The sequence below is a fragment of the Microcoleus vaginatus HSN003 genome (genome assembly GCF_022701255.1).
Lineage (GTDB): Bacteria > Cyanobacteriota > Cyanobacteriia > Cyanobacteriales > Microcoleaceae > Microcoleus > Microcoleus vaginatus_B.
On record NZ_CP031705.1, the window covers coordinates 4,221,777 to 4,244,624 of the forward strand.

Below are 22,848 nucleotides of genomic sequence, written 5' to 3' on the forward strand. Positions count from 1 at the left end.
GCTTAGACTAATAATTTTGGATAGGTTTGATGCTTTGTAACGGTAAAACCGCGTACAATAACAAGTTGAAGAAAAGACAGCAATTCCCCTACAGCACAAGTGGCTTAGCTGGTGCTGTCTAATCTCTATTGCTATAAGCGTAAATCAAATAACGGTATACGTCAACGTATTTAATAAAATCGTGCATTATTTAACATAAAGTAACAAATAGCCTATGGAAATCTCAGAAAGAGCCGAGCGATCGCCCCTAATGCGACTGAGAGTTCAGCGGTTTATGACTCAAAAGCAGCTAGCAGAATCACTTGGAGTTACAGAAGCGACGGTAAGGAACTGGGAATCGGGGCGATCTGTACCGAAGCTAACGCCTGTTCAATACAAGAAGTTGTTAGAGATTCTGCAAATTACTTCCGATGAATTACCAGACCAATTTGGTTTTCCCAGCGAGGGCGCTCAATAGAATTAATATCATTTTTGTTATTGCCCTTCTTCGTGTCAACTTAACCAGAAATATCGCTTAACCCGAAATACCGCCAGGGGTTTAAACCCACGGGGCTTTTAGCTAAAGTCCTCTAAAAGAGGACTAATAAATTATTCCGTCCTTTTTCAGAGGACTTCAGCTTTGAGGCAGGGGTTTAAACCCCTGCCGGACTGCGGGTGTAACCTCCTATAAACCTGGAATACGCTGTATAACTTATTACCGACTTTGAATCTCTACAAACTTCTGAAAGAGCGGTACTTGAAAACGATAACCTTCTTCAGTCACCTCCAGCACTTCTTTCTCCACAAGTCTCGGCCATGAACGACTTTCTGCAACCGCTAAAACTGGTTCATTGATTAATTTATGCAAAAACTCTCGTTCTGGTTCCGTTAATTCTTGATAGCGTTCTCGAAATGCAGCCCCCCCTTGTTCCAAACTTTTGAGAATCGCAGCCTGCACGTCCCCTTGTGCTAATTGCCTTTGTTTTTCCTGATTTAACCTGGTCTTTTCTCTGTTTATTGCATTCAGGCGATCGACAAGTACGCGACACATCAGTTGTACATAATAAGGTTGACACCGCGTTAAGTAAATAATTTCATCAATCGCGGCTTCTGTATAAATGTCGGGAAAATTATCAATAGGATGCTGAATTAAATCCCGCGCCTCTGATTCCTGCAAATACGTCATCCGTAAAGATTGTGTATTAATCAAATAATCGTTCCAATAAGGATTGAGTTCGTCCAAAGTATGGGAACCGCTGAATAGCAAAATCCAATTAGCGCGGTTCTGCAAAATGTAGCGCAAAAAGTTCAGGGGCGATCGACTTCCCGTCTCTTTGACTACTTCTTCCAACCGCTCAAACTCATCCAGACACAACAAAAATCGCTTGGCGGGCGCAAATTTTTCAATTTGCACAAACCATTTTTGGAGAGCGATAAACGGATCAATCTTTAGCGATTCTCTGTCAATGGCGGGTAATTGCAAATTGCGATTGCGCCGCGCCGCTTCCACAATTTCATCAGCGATAAACTCGGCTAAACCCCTCAAGGTTGTTGCCGCCGCTGCACCCTGAAAGTCGATCGACAACGGCACTAATTCTGAGCCAACTTTTTGAGGTAAAAACTTGAGGGCGGAGGTTTTTCCGGTGCGACGGCCTCCATACAGCAACAATACAGGTGGTTGAGAAGAACGAGCCAAAGACTCGATTTCTCGAAATACGTCCAAACGCCCTTTGAAGCGACTGCTAGAACTTTCTGGGTTGAGGGCTGGCCCAGCGACATAAACTTGCGGGATTTCTGCTGAATCTAAAGCTGCTTCCTCTAGAGTTTGTCGGGATGTTTCTAAGATACTCAGCCACCGCTGCACAATGCTGCCAAAGCTAGTTGCTAAAGCTGCATTTTTGCCTAAAACCAGACTTTTTTGCAAACCATTGAGTTTAGTCAAAGGTGTTGCCAGCATTTCGGATTGAAGGTAGGCAGAACTAGCATTTTTGGCAGCGCAAACATCTTGGCTGATTTCCAAAAATTCAGGTAGTACGGAACCGAGTTCGGCTGGCGGTGGTGAGGGTATCCAGGCAAGTTGTTTGGTAATGCCAACAATATCTTCAGAGTTCTGACAGCGGTTGAGGGAATCAATGGCAATTCCCACCATTGCCTTTAATGCTACTTTCTGTTGGTTAGTTGAGTTAATGAGATAATTGATGGTTTGTTGGGCTGCGACAGGGTTTTGCTGATAAGCTTTGACGATAAACGAATCTATCAAAGGCATCGGTAAGTGAATGAGTTGGTCGAAGTACGGTGGCAGACACCGCAGCCATTTTGCCTCGTCTCCCTCCGGCACCAAACGCAACAAGAAAAACATCCACAGTAATTCTGGAATCCAGAAATAAACTCGCAAAACGCCGAGAATCGAAATTACACCGAAGACTACACCGACAGTCATAAGAGCCGTAACAGATCCCAAATTCAAGAAACTCAACGTCATGCCGAATGGCGTAAAGGATGCCCCAACGAGCGCTCGCAACCCTGCATCCAATGGCACACGCCACCCCACACCCAAGGTCGTACCCCAGGTCACACCCCAGATAGCAGCCACACCGAACGCTACACCAGAAGATGTCACACCCGCTACGTCAGATGTCACACCAGACGCCACACCTAACGCCACACCGAACGCCACATCGAAGACCGTACCGAACGCTGCACTAGGTCCTATACCAAAACCTATACCGCATATCAAACCCAACAGCACAGAAACAAATGAAGGTTGTAAAATCAATCTCTGTATTTCAGGTATGAATAGCTGCTCGGTAATTATCGCAAGGGTAAAACTAAACGACATCGACATAACCATTAGCATCAATCCGATTTGCAAACTACTATTAGTACCCCGTACTATCCGGTTTGCCAATAACCATCCCATCAAAATAAGACTGCTTCTCAACCAATTAAATGGCTCGACTGCCAGCGAATAAATAATTCCAACTAGCACTACAGCTATTAAAGGGACGACTACCATCAAAAACCAGACTTGTCCCGCATACCGCCGCAATTTAGGATTAACCCTGAACTTCTCCCGCATCGTAAAAGGATTAGTATCAGATACCAAATCCGGATGAATTTCCCGCAGCCACTCCGCCAAAGTAAAAGGTTTAAAGTAAATCCAGTAGAGAAGGCGAGCACATTCAGCTAGATAATTCCAATTCATATTTAGCCTAACCATCACACCACTTGCCTAACACCGGACTCAAACTGCCACACAAGAACTTTTTGAACAAGTCATAAAAATAATTTTCAGGAATGATACGTGCGACACACATAATCAACGCAATTATCAGACTCAGACCCATTAGCCAAGTAAATATGTCATCCAGTTTCAGCCCGAAATTTTTAGCTAAATTGCCCACCCCAATTGGCATATCCCAGACGACCCAGCGCAGCAAATGCCAAAACTTCTGAGGGCGCTTGGGTCGAGTTGACAATTGTAAAACTGCCCTAGTTTGGTCTTGAAACTTCTGCTTTGCCCACTTCACATCTTTACGATATTGTTGCGCTTCCCAGAGATATCTTCCGGCTAATTGCAAACGCACAGGATGCCGTTCTCCCCACTCCAAAGCTAGGCGCTGATTTGTTTCAGTTAAAGCTGGTATAGCCCCTGCTATTGTTCCTTTAGGCAACTGAACCAATTTTTGAGCTTCGGCTTCTGAAAACTTTTCCAATGACCACACTGAACCGACGTTGAAAAAAGAAGAGGTCAGTTTATATTTTGTGCGGTAGGAATCAAGAGTTTCTAGAGAGGCTAATACCAACATCAGGGCGCTATTGTTGATTAAGGAGTGAAGATTGTCATAAAATCCTTCATCAAATTTTTCGCGATAACTATCCTGAAACAGCGCTTCAAATTTATCTATACATAAGACGGGTAATATTTTCTCTGCCTCACAAAGTCTAATGGCTTTAGCAAAGGTACTGCGCTCCCAATTGGCAGCTTGAAACGCTGTAACTAAACTTGGCTTGGCTTTAATAACTGGCACTTCGCTCAACTTTTGAGCAACTGCTTGATAGAAAGTATTTTCTTCTTGGCATTCACCATCTTGAAATGATAAATAAATGACAGCGTAAGGGCTGGAAGCGTATTGACGATGATTGCGACAATTTTGATAAAAACGCCAAAGTAGGGATGACTTGCCAATTTTATGTGGCCCCACAATATTAATGCTGGTTGGCTGTGGGCCTGTCATCTGAGATTGAATAAATTTTAGTTCGTCTTTGCGCCCCACAAAGCAATCGCGCTTTTTCAGCATAGAGGGTGCAGAAAACGGACAGGGAGATGGCGAAGGGGGAGCCATAGAGTTATTTGACTAGAGGAGAAGCGGACTCGTATATTTATGATACATTATAATGCTGTAAAACATGGCTCAGTCCGCCAGTCCGATAGGAAATTCCCTGTCGGACTGGCGGGCTTTCCGTTTAAGCAGGAGAGGAAATTAAACCTTAAACTTCTCCACAATCCGTCTCATCGCCTCTTCCACATTCTCCCGACTATTAAACGCCGAAATGCGGAAATAACCCTCACCCGCCGCACCAAAACCAGAACCCGGAGTTCCCACCACATTGCAAGTTTCCAGCAACTTCTGAAAGAAATCCCAACTCGACAAACCGTGAGGCGTTTTCACCCACACATAAGGTGCATTTTCGCCACCAAAAACCTGGATTCCCGCCGCTGTCAATTTCTCGCGAATAATCGCAGCATTTTCCATGTAAAAATTGACTAATGCCTGAATTTGTGCCTTGCCAGCCTCAGAATAAACCGCCTCAGCACCGCGCTGCACGATGTAAGAAACTCCGTTAAACTTAGTAGATTGGCGGCGGTTCCACAATTTCCAAATTTCGACATCGGAACCATCTGCTGCTTTTCCAGTCAAAGTCTTCGGTACAACTGTTAACGCACAGCGAGTACCCGTAAAACCAGCATTTTTGGAAAAAGAACGAAATTCGATCGCACAATCACGCGCCCCTTCAATTTCGTAGATAGAATGCGGTAAACTCGGATCGGTAATATACGCTTCGTAAGCCGCATCGAAGAAAATAATCGAACCGTTAGCTTTAGCATAATTTACCCAAGCTTGCAAGTGTTCCTTGGTTGCAGTTGCCCCCGTGGGGTTATTCGGAAAACACAAGTAAATTAAATCGACTTTTTTGTCTGTGGGAATTTGGGCAGTAAAATTGTTTTCCGCTGTAATTGGCAGGTAAACTAAGCCGCCGTATTCGCCATTTTCGTTCGCATCTCCCGTGTGTCCAGCCATCACGTTAGTGTCTACATACACCGGATAAACTGGATCTGTAACTGCGATCGTGTTATTGTTGCCAAAGATATCGAGAATATTGCCACAATCGCACTTAGAACCATCAGAAATAAAGATTTCCGAAGCATCAACATCGCATCCCCGCGACTTGAAATCGTGCTCGGCAATTTTCTCCCGCAGCCACTCATAACCTTGTTCCGGGCCGTATCCTTTAAAGGTATCCCGCGAGCCCATATCTTCCACCGCCTTCACCATCGCTTGGCGGCAAGCTTCCGGTAGTGGTTCAGTCACGTCGCCAATCCCCAGCCGGATGATGGGCGCTTCGGGATTCGCCTCTGCATAGGCTTTCACCCTGCGCCCAATTTCGGGAAACAGGTAGCCGGCTTTGAGTTTGAGGTAGTTGTCGTTGATAGTTGCCATAGTTCGATCACTACAAATGTCGTAGAATAGCTTACTCCCAATTGTCTCTCTCCAGAAGCAGCAAGTTCGGCAACCGATGCTGTAAAGGATTTAACCGATGTGACGGAGGAGGTTCACGGAAGAGGAAGATTTTGCCCACTCGGACACTCAAACACTCGGATACTCCGCCATTACAGGCAATATTCGCAGTTGCTGACCAGCCATTGACCAAAAAATCAAACTATCTTGTATAATCAGAATAGTGTGCAGCGCAGAAACCATTATGGACGAGATCGAGTACGCCAAACTCTATCAGGAACTGGCGGCAATTCTGAATGAGTTTAATTTAGGTTGGGTAGTTGAACAAGTAGCGGATACTGTAGAGATAGGCAAAGTAATTGAAGAGCGATCGCTTAAAAGAAAAACACCCCTGCTCAAGATAGAAGATTATACCGCAAAAGAACAACTTTTGCTGTTAATTGATGCTGTCGAGCAAGCGACTGTGAACACTTCCGAAATGGAAGACGAAATTGCTTATTTCTTGAAAGTAGAATCAGAAACCTCTCCCCTCGGCACAAAAATTACCTTTGCCAATTCAGGTGCCGAAACTGCTAAAACAATCGAGTTTACCTCCAGCGTCACAGCCCCTCGCCACAAACAGGCGATCGGCCTCAAGCACTTGCTCGAAAAACTGCCCTCCGGGCCCAGCAACTACGCCATAAATTCCGAAATTAAAAGCAAATTAAAAAGCTCGATCGATCCCGAATTTAATACAGCGGCAGAACAAGCAAGAATTTTTGACACTTACCTATTCACTATTCTGCTAAAAGCAGTTGCTAATGAAGGCGGTACTATTTATTACAACAATGTTTTAGACGACGAAACACCCAAATATTTAACATTTAGAAAAACAGCGGGAAAAATTCACGGAACTGCACATCCCTATACTCATGCTGTTGTGGAATTTCCCGACAAACCAGCCCTGGAAGTTCACCTAGGAGTAAAAGTCCAAGGTAGAGCCGGAGTTCTGCACAACTGCAACGTTTTAATTTTGTACCAAAAAGAAGCAAATATCTGCCGCTTGCTCAACCGCGAACCCCGACACTCGCAAGTAATTTTAGCAGTAAAATCGGAACACAGCACCTCGGAACTAAAACTAGAAATGGCCGGTGCTTTTATTGGCTTAGCATCAGATATTCGCTACGAAGGTGGCAGCTATTTCATTTCTAACAGTTACTCCCAACCCATAGCAAAACTGCTAACTACCGCTCGCAAAAAATGGGAACTAAACATTTTTCCGAGAGCCACAAACGATGTCCATCGCCTGATGTACTCGTTTCAAACTATCTTTAAAGACTTTAAGGCCAGAAACTGATTCAATTAATATCATTTCACCAAAGTCTTGCTAGATTTTTGGTGTGGGGTTTCGTTGCACGGACTTATAGCAATCCTCGCATCATTATGTGAATTTCTTACTTTCTCCCGGCGGGTTCCGGGAGGGTTGGGGTGGAGTAAAAAAATTACGACTCCTGCAAGGATTGCTATATATGAAATCCGGTAGCATCGTTCTGCTAAAGTCTCCTTCAATCAGCCACCAAATATAAGCACAATTTTCTGTTTTTCGGCTCACAGTCAACAGTCAACAGTCAACAGTCAACAGTCAACAATCAACTTTCCTAGATTTGCCGGGTTAAATGTATCTGCTAATGTATCTGCTACATTAGCCAAGAAAATAATCTATCATGTTGCGAGCACCCGAACCTTACGAATAATGTTTAAGAAAGATAAATCTTCCCTGCTGTTTACCATCGGAGCCGCCACACTTCTGATCGGTTTAGGCTTTGTCACCTACTACCTCGTCATTTCCCGTGGGCCCGCCAGAGATTTGCCGGCGGGGGCAACCGTTGTCCCGCAAGATACGATGATGGCCCTATCCATCACCACGGATGAATCGCAGTGGAATAGACTGCGAGAGTTTGGCACGCCCGAGTCAAAAGCTTCGTTTGAGAGGTTTTTAAGCGAAATGCGCGATCGCCTCCTCACAAGCAACGGCTACGTCTACCAGCAAGACATTCAACCCTGGGTGGGTAACACAGCAATGGTAGCCTTTCTCCGCAACAAAATAGCTATACCAGCCCCCTCGCCGGCACCCAACACGCCCCCATCTCCGCCAATTCAACAGTCAGTGGCAATTATCCTGCCAATTGCCAACCCGATCAAAGCCAAAGAATTATTAACAAAACCCAGACCCCTCAGCCAAGGTAAAATAGTTGAGCGTAATTATAAAGGCGTGCAAGTCACAGAAACTAAAGGCGTACCCGATCGCAATTTCTCCGTCGCGGTATTGGGAACCAGGTATCTAGCAGTCACCACAGATCCGAGCGCTACAGACAGAATAATCGACACCTACAAAGGCGAACCTTCGCTAGCCAAAACCCCTGGCTATGCAGACGCCATAGACAAAATAAAAAGTCCGGGCGCCTTCGGTCAAATCTACGTCAATATGCCCGTTGCCGCCGCCTATGCCGCCGCCAACTCAGCGCGCGAAATTTCACCGGAAAACCTCGAAAAACTGCAACAAAATCAAGGATTTGCCACCACAGCGACCCTGGATGTAGAAGGAATTGCCTTCAAATCAGTCTCTTGGCTAAAACCCGATTCTACCAGAAGGATAGCAGTAGAAAACAATGCTCTAAAAATGGTTAATCGCCTGCCAAACAATACAATAATGATGGTATCCGGCGGCAACTTGCAGCGTTTGTGGCAAGACTACGTATTGGGAGCTGAGGCAAACCCGATGTCCCCGATTAATCCCCAAGTTTTACGCACAGGTTTAAAATCCACTACCGGTCTGGATTTAGATAAAGACTTGATGAACTGGATGGCGGGAGAATTTTCTCTATCATTAATACCAGCCCCCGCCCAGAATCCCCGAGACAAATTTGCTGCCGGATTTGTATTTATGGTGGAAACAAACAACCAGGGCGCCGCCAACAAATCCCTGAAACAGCTTGATGAAACGATGAAAATGAAAGGGTTTAGAGTGGAGGAAATTCAAGTCGGCGGCAAACCGGCGATTAAATGGACATCGCCGTTTGGAGGGATTACGGTAACTCGCGGTTGGATGAACGATGTAGTGTTTATGACAGTAGGAGCTCCCGTGGTTGATGCGATCGTTCCGGCACCAAAAAGTCCGCTTTTAAGCAGCGAACTGTTCCAGAAAACTGTACGATCGCAACTTCAACCCCACAACGGCAATTTCTTCATCGACACCGAGAGTGCGTTTAACCCCAAAAACCTAGCTTTACCGGAGTTGCCTCCCAGCCAAAAAATGTGGATAGACGCTACGCGGTCGATCGGCGTTACAGCGGCAGTCATTGGCGATCGTACCACCCGTTACGACGCTTTTGTCGGTCTCAAAAAATCCACCCAATCCACTCCTTCACCGCGCCCTGCTTCACCGCGCCCTGCTTCACCGCGGCCTGCTTCTCCCAGTCCCTCGCCCACTGTCCAAACTTCACCCAATTAACTCTTAAATCCTTCCAAAAATCCGCCTGCACACCCCCTTAAATACCAACAGGGCGATCGATTAAAACCGAAAAGCAGCCGATAGAAATCGCCAAGAGTGGACTGAACTACAAGAGGGTAATAGAGCCGGATTTAAGTAGTTTTCCTTCACAAAACCTCACACAAAAAAAACAAAAACCCGGTTTTTTATTTACATAAACCGGGTTTCCGAACACCCTAACAATTTGAATTACTGAAGAATAATTCAGAATTCAGGAGCCAGAATCTCGAATGGATTCTGTGCGAAAGCATGGAGAATCGAGGCTTAAGCACCCCGATTTTAATCGTGGCTCACAAAAAATTATTTCCGTGACCGTTAACCCTCACTTCAGGCATGGGGTATTCTGAATTGTGAATTCTGTCTTCTGACCCCTTCTTATTTCTTCTTTCCAGAAATTTAATTTTTGGCAAGTGTAGAGTATTTTTTGTTTGGTATAAAATATTTTGAGATGTTTCCTGGTCAGTCTTGGAGGTCGAAACCTAGTTTTTGAACCCCGATACTTCCTTCATACTCTCACTAATAGTTAAAAAACCAGCTTCCTAGGGGTGGGTGTGCCCCTAGGAGGGCCGTTTGTGTTTTTTTTAATATGTCATGCGGAAGATACAGTTCCTAAGCATTTAGAGTTATATTTAGATTCTGGAGAAGATACGCGGGAAAAAGTTCAAAGGCAGAGGCAAATTAAACTCATTGGCTCCTCAATGCAGTTGCAGTCAGAAACCGGGTTGCTTCATAAATATAGCCTGTTCAACCGTTCCGAAAAACCTATGGAGAGCTTGGCATCCCGAGTCAGCACCTCTACAACGTCGGAACCTGCACTTAAGTAAGCGTTTTAACTGACTACGTTCATCCATGACACCGTGATGTAAACGCCTGCATTTTACACTGTCGAAGCCGATTAACGGACGAGTGAACAGGTTAATAGCCAAGCGTATCGCTTTCCTAACAAGGGAACGTGAACATTTACCAAGCCAACCTTACTTAGTAATAAGACTGACAGAATAGCTCACAAATACTCCCTCGGAAAATGAGGGGTAGATTTCCAATCTTCTAGGCAAATTGACTAGACACAGCACAGATGTGCAGATATTTATTGAGACAGCCGTCAACCAAGTTTTTTCTATAAATCCGGTTTCTTTACCTAATTTCTGTTTTATATATTTTACACATTAAAAACCCATGAAAACCGCCAAAAATATTCAAATAAAGTCTAAATTCCTCTCAAAAGCCAGAATCAGCAAACTGACACTCGCTCTGCAAATAGTCTTAATAAATATTTACTTTCTGCAAGCAAAAGCCGAAGCTCAAACAATTGTTCCAGCGGCGGACGCAACAGGCACTACCGTCACTCCCGCAGCCCAAAACGGAACTCCTGGGCAGCCAAGTCGCTTCGATATTCAAGGCGGAAAATTATCGAGCGATCAACAAAATCTATTCCACAGCTTTACAGAATTCGGCTTGTCGGAAAATCAGATTGCCAACTTTATATCAAACCCCAACATTCGCAACATTTTAGCGGGCATAGGCGGTGGCAACCCCTCGATTATTAACGGCTTAATTCAAGTAACCGGCGGCAATTCTAACTTGTTTCTGATGAATCCATCCGGCATCATATTTGGCAACAGTGCTAGTTTAAACGTGCCGGCTTCTTTCACAGCAACCACCGCCACCGGTATTGGATTTGGTTCAAACTCGTTTAACGCTGTCGGTAGTAGCACTTACACATCTCTGACAGGCGCGCCCAATTCCTTTACTTTTGGAGCCGATCAAGCAGGGGCAATTATCAGCACGGCAGACTTAGCAGTCAAGTCAGGGCAGAACTTAACCTTGCTCGGCGGCACCGTTGTCAGCACCGGCAGCCTTTCTGCCCCCGGCGGTCAACTTACCGTAGCATCAGTCTCCGGGACAAATTTACTGCGCGTCAGCCAGGGAGACAATTTGCTGAGTTTGGAAATCGAGCCGGCCTCAGCGACTAGCAGCACAGAAACATCCAGCACAGCTTCTACATTCTCGATCGCATCCTTGCCCGAACTCCTCACAGGCATCGGTGAAACGAACGCTACAGGCCTCAGCGTCAATGCCAGCGGTGAAGTGGTACTCACGGCCTCTAACCGAGCAGTAGCTGCGGGGGACGTGGCCCTAAAAGATGCAAACGCTCGGGCGATCGAAATTCAAGCAGCCAACAGCATTGCAGTCAGCGGAAACCTGACAAGTTCCCAAGGCGGCCCAATCGCCCTAGAAGCTAGTGGCGACATTAGCACTGTCGATATCGACTCTCACTCCGACACCACCGCAGGCGGCAACATCACCGTCACCAGCCGTACAGGAAAAGTAGAAACAGGCAATATCAACGCAAGGTCGATCGACAAAACCAGCAACGCCGGAGACGTTATTATTGCAGCACCCTCAAGCAGCATCCAAACAGGGTTCATAGAGGCCAACTCAGAAGAAAAACAAGGTGGCGAAGTCACCCTCAACGCCCGCAACGATATCGAAGTAACCCATATCAACACCGAAGGCAGAACCGGCGGAGGAGATATTGACATTACCGCCGGCGGTAATTTCCGAGCGACAGGCACTTTCACAAACGATAACAACTGCTTGTCGCAAGCTTGCAGCATTTCCGCATCCACGACTGGTAGCGCTAATGGTGGAGATATCACCATTCGCCACGGCGGAGAAGCCTCGAACAATCTTTTCAGCGTCGGGCCAGACTATAACACAGTCAACGGTACTGCTGGCAGCATTGCCACTGGGGGTCCCAAGAAGGAAAATGTGATTACACAGGGAAGTTATTTCAGCCCCGACCCTCAGATAGTACAACCGACGCAAATTAACATTACGGCTTCTTCAGTATCGCCAGCACCAACAGCAGCACCAACTCCAGGGCCAACAGCAACACCGACACCAGCACCAACAGCAGCACCGACACCAGCACCAACACCAGCACCGACACCAGCCCCGACACCAGCACCGACACCAGCACCAACACCAGCGCCGACACCAGCGCCGACACCAGCGCCAACACCAGCACCGACACCAGCGCCAACACCAGCACCGACACCAGCCCCGACACCAGCACCCGCACCAGCACCGACACCCGCACCAGCACCGACACCAGCGCCGGCACCAGCGCCCGCACCGACACCAGCGCCGACACCAGCGCCCGCACCAGCGCCCGCACCAGCACCAGCGCCCGCACCAGCGCCCGCACCAGCGCCCGCACCCGCACCCACCCCTATATTTGCACCTGTACCTGACCCAGCACCAGCACCAGCACCAGCACCAGCGCCAGCACCAGCACCAGCACCCGCACCTGCACCAGCACCCGCACCAGCACCTTTACAAACACTAACGCCTGCACCAGCACCGGCACCGGCACCAGCACCAGCACCAGCACCGGCACCGGCACCGACACCAGCGCCTGCACCTGCACCAGCGCCTGCACCAGCGCCTGCACCAGCGCCTGCACCAGCACCAGCGCCAGCACCAGCACCAGCGCCAGCACCAGCACCAGCACCAGCGCCAGCACCAGCACCAGCGCCTGCACCAGCACCAGCGCCAGCACCAGCACCAGCGCCAGCACCAGCACCAGCGCCTGCACCAGCACCAGCACAAACATTAACGCCGACGCCAGCGCCAGTCTCAAATTTGGCACCCGCACCGATAATTACTCAAAATCCAGCGCCAGTCTCAAATTTGGCACCCGCACCGATAATTACTCAAAATCCAGCGCCAGTCTCAAATTTGGCACCAGCACCGATAATTACTCAAAATCCCGCGCCAGTCTCAAATTTGGCACCAGCACCGATAATTACTCAAAATCCCGCGCCAGTCTCAAATTTGGCACCAGCACCGATAATTACTCAAAATCCAGTGGTTGCCACCATTACTCAAAATCCCGTGGTTGCACCTTCTGCTGCGCCGATAAATCTCCCACCGATACCGACACCGGAGCTCGCAGCCAACCAGCCACCCAGCACAAATCGTTTATTTTCGCCTAGCTTGCAAGAGCAAAACCAGATATCTAATTCCTTGCAACAGCGCAATTCACCTCCCGCGTCTGCGAATCTTGACGCTTCCAAGTTGCCACCGAACCTCGGCGCCGTTATTTTTCCCGTGGAGGAGAGATTTACCAGTGAGTTTGTCGATTACCTAAATTTGCCATCAACAACTGCGATCGCCACGCTAGAAGATGCCCAAAATACCCTTCGCAGTGTCCAACAAGCCACAGGCATCAAACCAGCTCTCATTTATATCAGCTTTGTACCCAGGGGTTCTACAGTCGATCGGCCTTACAGCAGTTCGTCCATCTTGCGCGTAGAACAGCAAATCCAAGCCTCTGACGAACTCGAAATGATGGTGATCACCCCGGAAGGTGTACCCGTTCGCCAGCGCATCCCTGGAACCTCTCGCGCCCAGGTAATAGAAGCTGTTCGGAAATTTCGCGATGAACTGACTAATCCGGTAAAGCGCAAGACTACAAGTTATTTGCCCTTGGCTCAGCAACTCTACCAGTGGATGTTAGCGCCGCTGGAAGCAGAACTGCAAGCCAAAGGCATTGAGAATTTATCTTTTATCTCAGATATGGGGTTGCGATCGATACCGATGGGCGCCCTGCACGACGGCAAAGGCTTTCTGGTAGAGCGTTACAGCGTTGGAGCGATGCCGAGTTTGAGTTTGACAGATACCAGCCTCGCCAATTTCAAAAATAGCCAAGTTTTGGCAATGGGGGCCTCGCAATTTCCTGAGATGAGTCCTTTGCCTGGGGTGGAAATAGAAGTATCGACAATCACCCCGCAGCAGTGGCCCGGCAAGTCTTTCTTGAACGAAGCTTTCACCCTGGCCAATTTGAAATCGCAGCGGCAGCAGCAGCCTTTTGGGATGATTCACTTGGCTACCCACGCCGAATTTCGATCGGGAGCTCCCAGCGAATCCTTTATTCAGTTGTGGGATACTAAATTGCGTTTGGATCAGTTGCGGCAAATGAATTGGCACAGCCCGCAAGTGGAAATGTTAGTTTTGAGCGCTTGCAGAACTGCTGTGGGCGATCGAGAGGCCGAGTTGGGCTTTGGCGGGTTAGCCGTGCAAGCCGGGGTTAAATCGGCTATGGCGACTCTCTGGTATGTCAGCGACGAGGGCAGTTTGGGATTGATGTCGGAGTTTTACGCCCAGTTAAAAACTGCTCCGATTAAAGCAGAAGCACTACGACAAGCGCAATTAGCGATGTTGCGCCAAGAGGTGCGAATTGAAGGGGGGATGCTGCACACTTCTGGTGGCAATCTGCCGCTACCTCCGGAATTGGCAAACGCGGGGAGTGAGAATTTTTCTCATCCTTATTATTGGTCTGCTTTTAGAATGATTGGCAATCCTTGGTAAGTCGATCGCCCACTCGCACCTCAACAACCGCCAACCACTCATAATTGCCACAAAAATTCAAAATCCCAAACCCAAAACTGCCCAACGCCAGTACGATCGATCTAGTTAGCAAAAATAAGTAAAAACACTACCGGAGTAATTTTTATGGATCTGGTCGTACTCCAGAACTGGCTGGACAACATCTCCTTTGCCGTTTTGTTCTCCACAATGCTCATTTACTGGGTTGGCGCAGCATTCCCCGGCATTCCCTACTTGTCGGCCCTAGGCACCGCAGGAATGGCCGTCGCCAACCTATCCATCGCCGCTTTACTCGGTTCTCGATGGATAGAAGCCGGCTACTTCCCCTTAAGCAATCTCTACGAATCCCTATTTTTCCTAGTTTGGGGAATCACCGCCATCCACCTAGTCGCGGAAAACATGAGCCGTTCCCGTTTAGTAGGAGTAGCCACATCCCCCGTAGCAATGGCAATATCCGCCTTTGCAGCCCTGACTCTGCCGGCAACCATGCAATCTGCAGAGCCCCTAGTACCCGCCCTCAAATCCAACTGGCTGATGATGCACGTTAGCGTCATGATGCTCAGTTACTCAACTTTAATGGTAGGAGCGCTACTGGCGATCGCCTTTTTAATCGTCACCCGCGGCCAAAAAATCGAACTCACCGGTAGTTCCTTCGGCACCAACAGCAACCGCAACAGCAACTACCGCCTCCAACGCCCTCAAAACCCCGAACCTCAAATTGCAGAAACCAGCGCCGACAGCGCATTAGCTTTCAGCGAACCCTCCTTCAACTCCAACAATAATGGTTTGGGCACCACCGCAGTGCTGGAATTAGCAACCGTTCAAACCCCATCAACCGCCCCAACTCAAACCGCAGAACTTCTCTCGCCCCAGCGATTGAATCTAGCAGAAACTCTTGATAACATTAGCTATCGCATCATCGGTTTAGGATTCCCCTTACTGACAGTTGGCATTATTGCCGGTGCGGTTTGGGCTAACGAAGCTTGGGGATCGTACTGGAGTTGGGACCCGAAAGAAACTTGGGCGCTAATTACTTGGTTGGTATTTGCTGCCTACCTACACGCCCGCATTACTCGTGGCTGGCAGGGAAGACGCCCAGCAATTTTAGCAGCCACAGGTTTTGTGGTAGTTTGGATTTGCTATCTAGGCGTTAATCTGTTAGGCAAAGGTTTACATTCCTACGGTTGGTTTTTCTAATTCCTGATCCACCAATGGGCCACAGAAGAACAGGATAAGTCAAAGAATCGGGCTTAATCTCATCTCCGCTTGTAGGGTGGGCAACTCCCACCTTACTCAACCAGCGAGATTCTAATAATCAACTCCCTCTTCCTTCTTCCCTTTTTTTACCCGATCGCAAAGTCGAAGGGCCTTCTTCCTTCTTATAACTTCGGTCTTCCTCACCTCCGTTACATCCGTTACATCCGTTACATCCGTTACAAAATCCGTTGCCGAACTTCCTTCATTCATTAAAATAAGGACAATTAATATGGACGAATCGCCAATATTTCCCCAAGAAGATGATGTTGTGTCTGCCCCTACCAGCGCTTTGATGTATCAATGTACATTCAAAGTCAGCGAATTTATGGCAATTATGCAGGCAAAATTGGTAGACGAAAAATTATTCTCAGACGGCCTGGATTGCGAACTATTAAGTGCGGGAAAAGACTGGACTAAAGGAAAACTTAGAATGCGTCTGGAGTTCATTCCGCTAGAACCTGAAATCAAAGAACAAAAAGCCCTTCCGGCAGCGGCAGAAAGAGCAGAAACCGTGCAAAACTACGCCGCCTATAGCTCAAATCCAACTGATATAGATGAGCCATTAAATCAAGGTGACTCAACAGAAATAAGTAATCATTTTCCTATTTCTAGGTATCCAGACCGCGACCCCCAAAGTATAGGAATGTGGAGCTAGGAAGGCAAAGACTGAGAGATTGGGAGAGGGGGATGCTTCCCCTTCTTTGCTCAAAATCCATCGGTTAAATCCCGTACACTGCTCGTTGTCTAACTTCCTTATTTTTGCTTAATGAAAACCTGCTCTCATGGCTGAATCTTCCAATTGGACGCACCTGCACGCTCAAGTTCACAGGACGCTGCTGTACCGACAAATATTGCCATCAAATCAGCGCTTGCTAGTAGCAGTATCCGGCGGACAAGATTCTCTGTGTTTAATTAAATTACTGCTAGATTTGCAGCCAAAATGGGGCTGGAATCTAGGGATTGCTCACTGCGATCACCGTTGGCGTTCTGACTCGCAAGCGTCGGCCAATCATGTAGAACAATTAGCTAAAAACTGGGGAATATCCTACTATTTGGAAACAGCCTCGGACATCCCCAAAACAGAAGCAGCCGCCAGAAAGTGGCGATATCAAGCTTTAACCGAAATTGCGATCGCCCACAACTACCCCTACATTGTTACAGGCCACACAGCCAGCGATCGCGCCGAAACACTACTCTACAACCTGATTCGCGGCAGCGGCGCCGACGGACTTTCTGCCCTCACCTGGACACGGCCCCTCGCCGATTTTAGATTGGGGAATTCCCGCGAAAATCCCAACTCCCAAATCTCTGCCGATTTTACATGGGAAAATCTGGATGAAAAGTCCCCATCGAAAATCCAAAATCTAAAATCTAAAATCTCTTTAGTTCGTCCCTTGCTCGAAATAACTCGATCGCAAACAGGTCAATTTTGTCAAGAGCAAGAACTACCCATTTGGGAAGATTCCACAAATCAAGACTTGCAATATAGTCGCAACCGGATTCGATCGGAATTATTGCCTTATTTGGAAACTCATTTCAACCCAAAAACCCAACAAGCGCTAGCCCAAACAGCCGAACTTCTCCGCGCCGACGTAGAATATCTCGAACTTGCAGCCAGCGACTTGCTACAGCGAGCAATGTCTCCAATTGCAGACAGCCCGCAGGTAAATTTTCAACTTCCCGTCAAGTTAAATCGCCCGATTTTGCGGGAAGCACCCCTGGCCTTGCAGCGACGGGCAATGCGGCAACTACTGCAACAAATATTGCCCTCAGCACCCAGCTTTGAAAGCGTAGAAAAACTAACCAGCTTAATCGTAGCGCCCAACCGATCGCAAACCGATCCATTTCCTGGAGGAGCGATCGGTCGAGTCGAACACCCTTCGATAATTTTAGATATTAAATTTTAACCTGTTATCAAACCCGAAAGGACTTGTCGCAAATCGGAAACTACCCGACCTTGCTCGTCTCCCGTCTCCTGCACCCGATCGAGTTCCCCCGCCACGGCTTCGAGCTTTTGGCGTAGCCCATTCAAATTGTCCTGCACCGGCTGCAACATTTCTTGATAAACATTCACCCTGCCCCACAGTTGCGCCACTGCACCTTTCTGGTTGAACAAATTCTGCTCTAACTGCTTGAGTTCGTAGCGTTTCGCCTCACTTTCCCCATTTTGGCGGTTGACATTTGCCTCAATTTGGGATATCGATTCCCGCACCTGCTGAATTTCGTTTTCCAGTCTTTGCAATTCTTGGCTTTGCTGCTGGCGCTGAGTATTGAGCTGGGCGACAACCGGCCCCAAATCAATATCTCCTCGCTCTTGTTTGGGAGCATTAGCAGTACCCAGCCGCCGCCACAGAACCGCCTGATGCTGCTTTAAAACATCTTCCCGTTCCTGCAACCGGAGGCGCTGTCCCACCAGAGTTTCGTTTAACATCTGATAACTTTCGAGTTCATCTGCCATCTCGTTTTCCAAAGCCATGCGATCGTACTCGCTAGCAGCTTGAATTTTCCCTTGCAGCTCCTCGATTGTCTCCCGTTGCAGAGTCAACTCCTCCTCTTGATCGTTAACAAACCGGAACACCTTCTCCAAATCCTGTTGCAGGTGTTGCACCAGCCCCTGTAACTCATCAACGGGCATCTTCTCCAGAGATGACACATCTACTTTCTGCTGCGTACCTGCAGTACCCGAAGCAGATGCGAGCCTGGAAACTTGCTCGAAAAGATCCTCAACGGCCCGCACCTGCAAAGACACCGACTGAGCCTGATCCTGCTTAGCGCTGAGGGTACTTTGCTGCCCTTTAAGCTCCGCACGAGCTTGCGCCAAAGCTTCTTGAGATTGGTACCACTCTTGCCAGCGGTTTTGGAGGCTCTGATTTTGTCGATCGACCTCTTCTTGTTGCTGTTGAGCTATGCTTTGTTTTTGCTCCAACTGCTGCCAGTGCTGATCCAGAATTGCCTGCTGAGCGCCCACCGCACCAAAAGACTGATTCAGTTGTTCCCGCACCCCTTGAGCCGAAGCAATTGCCCCTCCCAACTTCTGCATCAACTCCTGAATCCTCTGCGTCTGCTGCTCATCAACCACTGCCCCCTGCGGAACCTCAGACTGCTGCTGGGCCACCCGTTGCTGCTCGCCCCGCAACTGTTCCCAAGCCGTCTCAATTTCCACACGACTGCGATCGACTTCTTCTCGCAGTCGGTTAGCTTCATCTCGAGTATTTTCAATTTCTGAGCGCTGAGCTTCCAGTCGCTCCAACTCCTCTTCCATTTGAGCCAACTGCTCTTCGCGGGCTTGCATTTCCATTTCCCGGCGATTGAGTTCCTGACTCGAAAACGTCAGAGAAGCCTTCCACTGTTCAATTTCCTCTTCCTTATCCTTAAACTTGTCCTGCAATCGTGAGAAATTTTGCAGAATGCTCACCAACTGGCGGGCCGCCTCCTGAATCCGCTGCACTTGCTTGCTAGCGCTCAACTCAACCAGCACCAGCGTGCCGTCGTTAAACTTATTAGCTTCCTCAACTGGGATCGCGTCATCGCCTGGTACGGCGCTCCAGTTATGTTCGCCTCGCTGACAAGCTAGCAGCTTCAGTTCAGCCTTACCGCCACCGAGACCAAAGCCGCTTCTCTGTTTTTGTACTTCCGCTAGATACAGCACACTAATAGTCCTCTGCTTCGTAAAACCTATCCCAACTTAACTTTAAGTTACTTAAAGGCCTAAAAGATAAGTGGTGTTTACTTCCTACGCTGTTGGGTAGACGGCTAATCCCAACATAAGTAGGCTATCCCCCTTAAGCCAAAGGTTCTTGACTAAACATAACACTGCGTGTGATCTTTAGTCAACTTACCTAAAGTAAACAAGTATAGGCAAGTAAAGATAACTTTTTGCCACTTAAGTCTTACTTTTTGGTGTCGTTTGCCCAATCGGGGGATAGCATTTTTTTCTAACTTTAGCAGCACTCACGCATAGCACGTCCTCACGGGAGAACTTCCAGAAAGTACGGCCGCCGCCAGTTGTCTGGAGGAATGAGAGAGCAGTACCAATGCCGCTTGATTAAAGACTAGCAAAACTGCGGAGACTGCCATAGCCCAAACCTAAAAAAGTCAGTCCTTGAACCTCCCCACGTCTAAAGCCGGGGGATTCTTGCCCACCTTCAAGACGACAACGGGACATTCAAATACCCTCTAATCACTCAAAGAACTTTACTTCTCCCGGAGCGCAGACTTGCTGAGTCCTTCATATTTTTAAGGTTGAACGTGACCTATGCTGCAATTATTTGCCCTTTAACTATTCCGAATTAATCGGATTAGTGGGTTGCCGGGGTTGCTCGCCCTCTAGGATATTTCAAAGGGTTGAAAGTTATTCTTTCTCTGGCGAATCACTCTCTGCCAATTATACCACTGTGGTTTTAGCAACACAATCGTTTCACGAGACTTAAAAGTCCCTACCTACTGGTCGCTAGGTCTAAATCCCCATGTCGTTAGCCCAGGGCTTGCCTCTGGCCTTTCGATTCAAAATTTTGTATTGATTTTACAACGCTTTAGTTATGGGTCGATCGTCAGAAAAGCCGTTGCTGCCCCCAAGCCGGCGCCTTGCTCCAGCGGACTAGGGATTTGAACCGCGCTGCCTTAGAATAAGGTAATGACGCGAGCCTATGACGCTCGCCGAGGGCGAGCAAAAAGGTCGATCGGCACTGAGGGTTTTCCTGACAATTGCCAACAAAGGTTCATTTTGACTGCACCTGATTTTAGGGCTGTGGCAAACCCAAAACAAACCTCGATCGCAACTCATCCAACCCAACAGACTAGCCTCAAGTTCCCATCGGGGCTTGATCGGCACTTGCTGCTGGTAGCAGCGGTAAAACCAGAGAATCCTCGGTATTTTGAAGTTGACCTACGCCAAGAGGTGTTGGATAAACTGACGGCATACTCAGCCAAAAACTTCAAAACTTTCGCTATCGAAGACTTCAACCAGTCGGGAATGCCAGCGTTGCACACTCGAAAAACCCGTGCAATCGTGCGAAGTGGATTCTACGAGTTTAAGCAACAGTGGGAATACCAGGTGAAACTCTACACTTAGAGAATGCCGCGAGTTTCGCGGTTTCAGCTTGTGGAGTGGTAGCGCGGCCGAGGAGCCGCAGCAAGTATCGCCCTTTCGTCAATTCCCAATTGTGAGCTCGGCATCAGCGCGTAAATTATTGACGGAAACTAAAGTCAATCTTTTCGCCAGCACACAATCTTTCCGAGCTCAGACGCCAACGGTTTTAAGGAGGACACTTTAGCTGCATGCAGGGAAATTTGAGTGAAATAGACATCCGCAGCATCCTGCAATTGATTGAGTTAGGTCAGCGAACCGGAGAACTGTTCGTAGAGGCCTACACCTCCACCGGCAGCAGCACGGGTACTCAACCTACCCCGCGCTCCCTTGCAGGACAATCCTGGTATGTCTTCTGCTTCAACGGTCAGATTATTTACGCTACCCAGAGTGCGGGCAGTTTGTTTCGCTTGCGCGACTACCTGCGCCGCTACAAAGCAGATACCGCCCTCGACAAAATCCAAGTTCCCTATATGGCATCTACCAATGCCCCAGAATACGGCTACCTATGGGCCCTGCTAGAAAACCACATCCTCACCCCAGCTCAAGGCCGCAACATCATCCAGAGCATGATCCACGAAACCCTATTTGACTTGCTCAGTCTCCACCAGGGTTCCTTCACTTTTGAAATGGGCCCAGCTTTGAGTCCTCAACTGACCAGCTTAGAAATTAGCTCGCTGCTGGCCAAGATTGTCAAACAGGTGCAGCAGTGGAAGCAGTTTCACCCTCACATTCAGTCGCCCAACCAATGCCCGGTGATTTCAGACCCCTCCGAGCTGCGAGTAGCGCTGCCTGTCAATACCTTTAATACTCTCAGACGCTGGGCCGACGGCCACACTTCGATCCGCCAAATGGCGCGGTACCTCAACCGAGACGTGCTGACTGTCGCTAAGGCGATTTACCCCTTTGTGCAGCAGGGATTGGTGCAAGTATTTTACGAGCCCTCTGTTGCCCCCACCAACAACAAAAAAGAATGGTCGTCCCCAGAAACCAAGGTTCCCAGAGTTGTCTGTATTGACGACGACAATGTTATTCGCAAAACAGTTGAGTCAATTTTAAATGAACACGGTTACGAAGCTACTACGATCGGCAATCCCCTCCAAGCCCTGAGTTTGGTGTTTCCACTCAAACCCGATTTAATTCTGTGTGACATCGCCATGCCGGAACTCGACGGCTACGAAATTTGCGCTATGCTGCGGAGTTCTAGCGCTTTCCGGCAGACGCCGATCGTTATACTGACGGGTATCGACGGCTTTATCGATCGCGTTAAAGCCCGCATGGCAGGAGCTACAGACTTTTACACCAAACCTTTTGGTGAAAGCGAGTTATTGATGCTGGTAGAAAAATATGTGGGCCCGGGCTACCCTCGGGTCAATCTCTCGGAAAGATTATTAGACTGATCGCTAGAAGACCAATTAAAAGAAAAATAAATTTCGCACCGATGGCATGATCGGAGCTTTCTTGTACCTGCGGTGTGATCAAGTCTCGACGACCACAAACAGAAAGCTCACAGACACTATTGGCGATCGCACCATAAACTAGAATGTATTAATCCGCGCGCTGGCATAAGGGCATCGGTAAAACTCTGTTCAATTTCTCTAGGCCCCAGTGGGTCTAACACGCTCAAAGTGCAAATATAATATACTTGTTCTCCACTTGCAGCCACTCCGAAAAACTGATGCACAGAGCTACTTATTGCTAGGTATTTCTGTACAAAGTCCGAGAGTCCAATTCTCAGTCTTAAGTGACTCCGTTCATGATTGTCGGTACACCAGCCGTGTCAACAAATCCTCGCTAATCCGAGTATCGGTTTAGCATTCATCGCAGAAATTACCCAGAGTTTTACCATTTGAGACGGCGGT

16 protein-coding genes are annotated in these 22,848 nt (G+C 48.1%); 10 read left to right on the forward strand and 6 right to left on the reverse strand.

Annotated features, from left to right (window positions below):
* The first annotated feature begins 214 nt into the window (after positions 1-214).
* Positions 215-457: a helix-turn-helix transcriptional regulator gene (locus D0A37_RS18360; RefSeq protein ID WP_242716486.1), complete on the forward strand. Its 243-nt coding sequence runs from the start codon at positions 215-217 to the stop codon at positions 455-457.
* A 237-nt stretch (positions 458-694) separates the two neighbouring features.
* Here the strand turns inward: D0A37_RS18360 and D0A37_RS18365 are convergent, their stop codons facing one another.
* The 3 genes from D0A37_RS18365 to D0A37_RS18375 all read right to left on the reverse strand — a co-directional run bounded on the left by D0A37_RS18365 (position 695) and on the right by D0A37_RS18375 (position 5,702).
* A complete protein-coding gene (locus D0A37_RS18365; protein WP_242716488.1) occupies positions 695-3,199 on the reverse strand; it encodes an AAA family ATPase in 2,505 nt (834 codons plus the stop codon).
* On the reverse strand, positions 3,192-4,325 hold the full coding sequence (locus tag D0A37_RS18370; protein ID WP_242716490.1) for an AAA-like domain-containing protein: 1,134 nt from the start codon (positions 4,323-4,325) through the stop codon (positions 3,192-3,194). The genes D0A37_RS18365 and D0A37_RS18370 overlap by 8 nt, the downstream gene beginning before the upstream one ends.
* 138 nt (positions 4,326-4,463) lie before the next feature.
* Positions 4,464-5,702: an LL-diaminopimelate aminotransferase gene (locus D0A37_RS18375; protein WP_242716492.1), complete on the reverse strand. Its 1,239-nt coding sequence runs from the start codon at positions 5,700-5,702 to the stop codon at positions 4,464-4,466.
* 262 nt (positions 5,703-5,964) lie between these two features.
* Between D0A37_RS18375 and D0A37_RS18380 the strand changes: the two genes are divergently transcribed.
* The 5 genes from D0A37_RS18380 to ccsB all read left to right on the forward strand — a co-directional run bounded on the left by D0A37_RS18380 (position 5,965) and on the right by ccsB (position 15,840).
* A complete protein-coding gene (locus tag D0A37_RS18380) occupies positions 5,965-7,056 on the forward strand; it encodes a hypothetical protein (RefSeq protein ID WP_242716494.1) in 1,092 nt (363 codons plus the stop codon).
* Between the two features lie 396 nt (positions 7,057-7,452).
* Positions 7,453-9,210, forward strand: a complete 1,758-nt coding sequence (locus tag D0A37_RS18385; protein WP_242716496.1) for a DUF3352 domain-containing protein — start codon at positions 7,453-7,455, stop codon at positions 9,208-9,210.
* A 611-nt stretch (positions 9,211-9,821) separates the two neighbouring features.
* Positions 9,822-10,073: a hypothetical protein gene (locus D0A37_RS18390; protein WP_242716498.1), complete on the forward strand. Its 252-nt coding sequence runs from the start codon at positions 9,822-9,824 to the stop codon at positions 10,071-10,073.
* Between the two features lie 352 nt (positions 10,074-10,425).
* On the forward strand, positions 10,426-14,625 hold the full coding sequence (locus D0A37_RS29110; RefSeq protein WP_278187088.1) for a CHAT domain-containing protein: 4,200 nt from the start codon (positions 10,426-10,428) through the stop codon (positions 14,623-14,625).
* Positions 14,626-14,769: 144 nt separating this feature from the next.
* The gene (gene ccsB, locus D0A37_RS18405) at positions 14,770-15,840 is read left to right on the forward strand and encodes a c-type cytochrome biogenesis protein CcsB (RefSeq protein WP_242716500.1); all 1,071 of its coding nucleotides are present in this window, start codon (positions 14,770-14,772) and stop codon (positions 15,838-15,840) included.
* Between the two features lie 111 nt (positions 15,841-15,951).
* Here the strand turns inward: ccsB and D0A37_RS18410 are convergent, their stop codons facing one another.
* Positions 15,952-16,110, reverse strand: coding sequence for a hypothetical protein (locus tag D0A37_RS18410; RefSeq protein ID WP_242716502.1), 159 nt, complete (start codon positions 16,108-16,110; stop codon positions 15,952-15,954).
* 19 nt (positions 16,111-16,129) lie between these two features.
* Here D0A37_RS18410 and D0A37_RS18415 point away from each other — a divergent pair, with 19 nt between their 5' ends.
* Together D0A37_RS18415 and tilS are read left to right on the forward strand one after the other, a co-directional pair.
* Positions 16,130-16,555, forward strand: a complete 426-nt coding sequence (locus tag D0A37_RS18415; RefSeq protein WP_242716503.1) for a KGK domain-containing protein — start codon at positions 16,130-16,132, stop codon at positions 16,553-16,555.
* A gap of 127 nt (positions 16,556-16,682) precedes the next feature.
* Complete coding sequence (tilS, locus tag D0A37_RS18420) at positions 16,683-17,807, forward strand: tRNA lysidine(34) synthetase TilS (protein ID WP_242716505.1); 1,125 nt, start codon at positions 16,683-16,685, stop codon at positions 17,805-17,807.
* Here the strand turns inward: tilS and hmpF are convergent.
* Together hmpF and D0A37_RS29115 are read right to left on the reverse strand one after the other, a co-directional pair.
* Complete coding sequence (gene hmpF / locus D0A37_RS18425; RefSeq protein ID WP_242716507.1) at positions 17,804-19,549, reverse strand: pilus motility taxis protein HmpF; 1,746 nt, start codon at positions 19,547-19,549, stop codon at positions 17,804-17,806. The genes tilS and hmpF overlap by 4 nt on opposite strands.
* A gap of 302 nt (positions 19,550-19,851) precedes the next feature.
* Positions 19,852-19,977, reverse strand: coding sequence for a hypothetical protein (locus D0A37_RS29115; protein ID WP_278187090.1), 126 nt, complete (start codon positions 19,975-19,977; stop codon positions 19,852-19,854).
* A 556-nt stretch (positions 19,978-20,533) separates the two neighbouring features.
* Between D0A37_RS29115 and D0A37_RS18430 the strand changes: the two genes are divergently transcribed.
* Entirely contained in the window at positions 20,534-20,971 is a 438-nt protein-coding gene (locus D0A37_RS18430; RefSeq protein ID WP_242716509.1) for a hypothetical protein, read from the forward strand.
* A 206-nt stretch (positions 20,972-21,177) separates the two neighbouring features.
* A complete protein-coding gene (locus tag D0A37_RS18435; protein ID WP_242716511.1) occupies positions 21,178-22,386 on the forward strand; it encodes a response regulator in 1,209 nt (402 codons plus the stop codon).
* Positions 22,387-22,848: the final 462 nt, after the last annotated feature.

Excerpts from the sequence above, each read along its gene's own strand:
- D0A37_RS18360 (WP_242716486.1), top strand. The coding sequence starts at position 215 with ATGGAAATCTCAGAAAGAGCCGAGCGATCGCCCCTAATGCGACTGAGA.
- D0A37_RS18365 (WP_242716488.1), bottom strand. The coding sequence starts at position 3,199 with ATGGTTAGGCTAAATATGAATTGGAATTATCTAGCTGAATGTGCTCGC.
- D0A37_RS18370 (WP_242716490.1), bottom strand. The coding sequence starts at position 4,325 with ATGGCTCCCCCTTCGCCATCTCCCTGTCCGTTTTCTGCACCCTCTATG.
- D0A37_RS18375 (WP_242716492.1), bottom strand. The coding sequence starts at position 5,702 with ATGGCAACTATCAACGACAACTACCTCAAACTCAAAGCCGGCTACCTG.
- D0A37_RS18380 (WP_242716494.1), top strand. The coding sequence starts at position 5,965 with ATGGACGAGATCGAGTACGCCAAACTCTATCAGGAACTGGCGGCAATT.
- D0A37_RS18385 (WP_242716496.1), top strand. The coding sequence starts at position 7,453 with ATGTTTAAGAAAGATAAATCTTCCCTGCTGTTTACCATCGGAGCCGCC.
- D0A37_RS29110 (WP_278187088.1), top strand. The coding sequence starts at position 10,426 with ATGAAAACCGCCAAAAATATTCAAATAAAGTCTAAATTCCTCTCAAAA.
- ccsB (WP_242716500.1), top strand. The coding sequence starts at position 14,770 with ATGGATCTGGTCGTACTCCAGAACTGGCTGGACAACATCTCCTTTGCC.
- D0A37_RS18410 (WP_242716502.1), bottom strand. The coding sequence starts at position 16,110 with ATGAATGAAGGAAGTTCGGCAACGGATTTTGTAACGGATGTAACGGAT.
- D0A37_RS18415 (WP_242716503.1), top strand. The coding sequence starts at position 16,130 with ATGGACGAATCGCCAATATTTCCCCAAGAAGATGATGTTGTGTCTGCC.
- tilS (WP_242716505.1), top strand. The coding sequence starts at position 16,683 with ATGGCTGAATCTTCCAATTGGACGCACCTGCACGCTCAAGTTCACAGG.
- D0A37_RS29115 (WP_278187090.1), bottom strand. The coding sequence starts at position 19,977 with ATGGCAGTCTCCGCAGTTTTGCTAGTCTTTAATCAAGCGGCATTGGTA.
- D0A37_RS18430 (WP_242716509.1), top strand. The coding sequence starts at position 20,534 with ATGACGCGAGCCTATGACGCTCGCCGAGGGCGAGCAAAAAGGTCGATC.
- D0A37_RS18435 (WP_242716511.1), top strand. The coding sequence starts at position 21,178 with ATGCAGGGAAATTTGAGTGAAATAGACATCCGCAGCATCCTGCAATTG.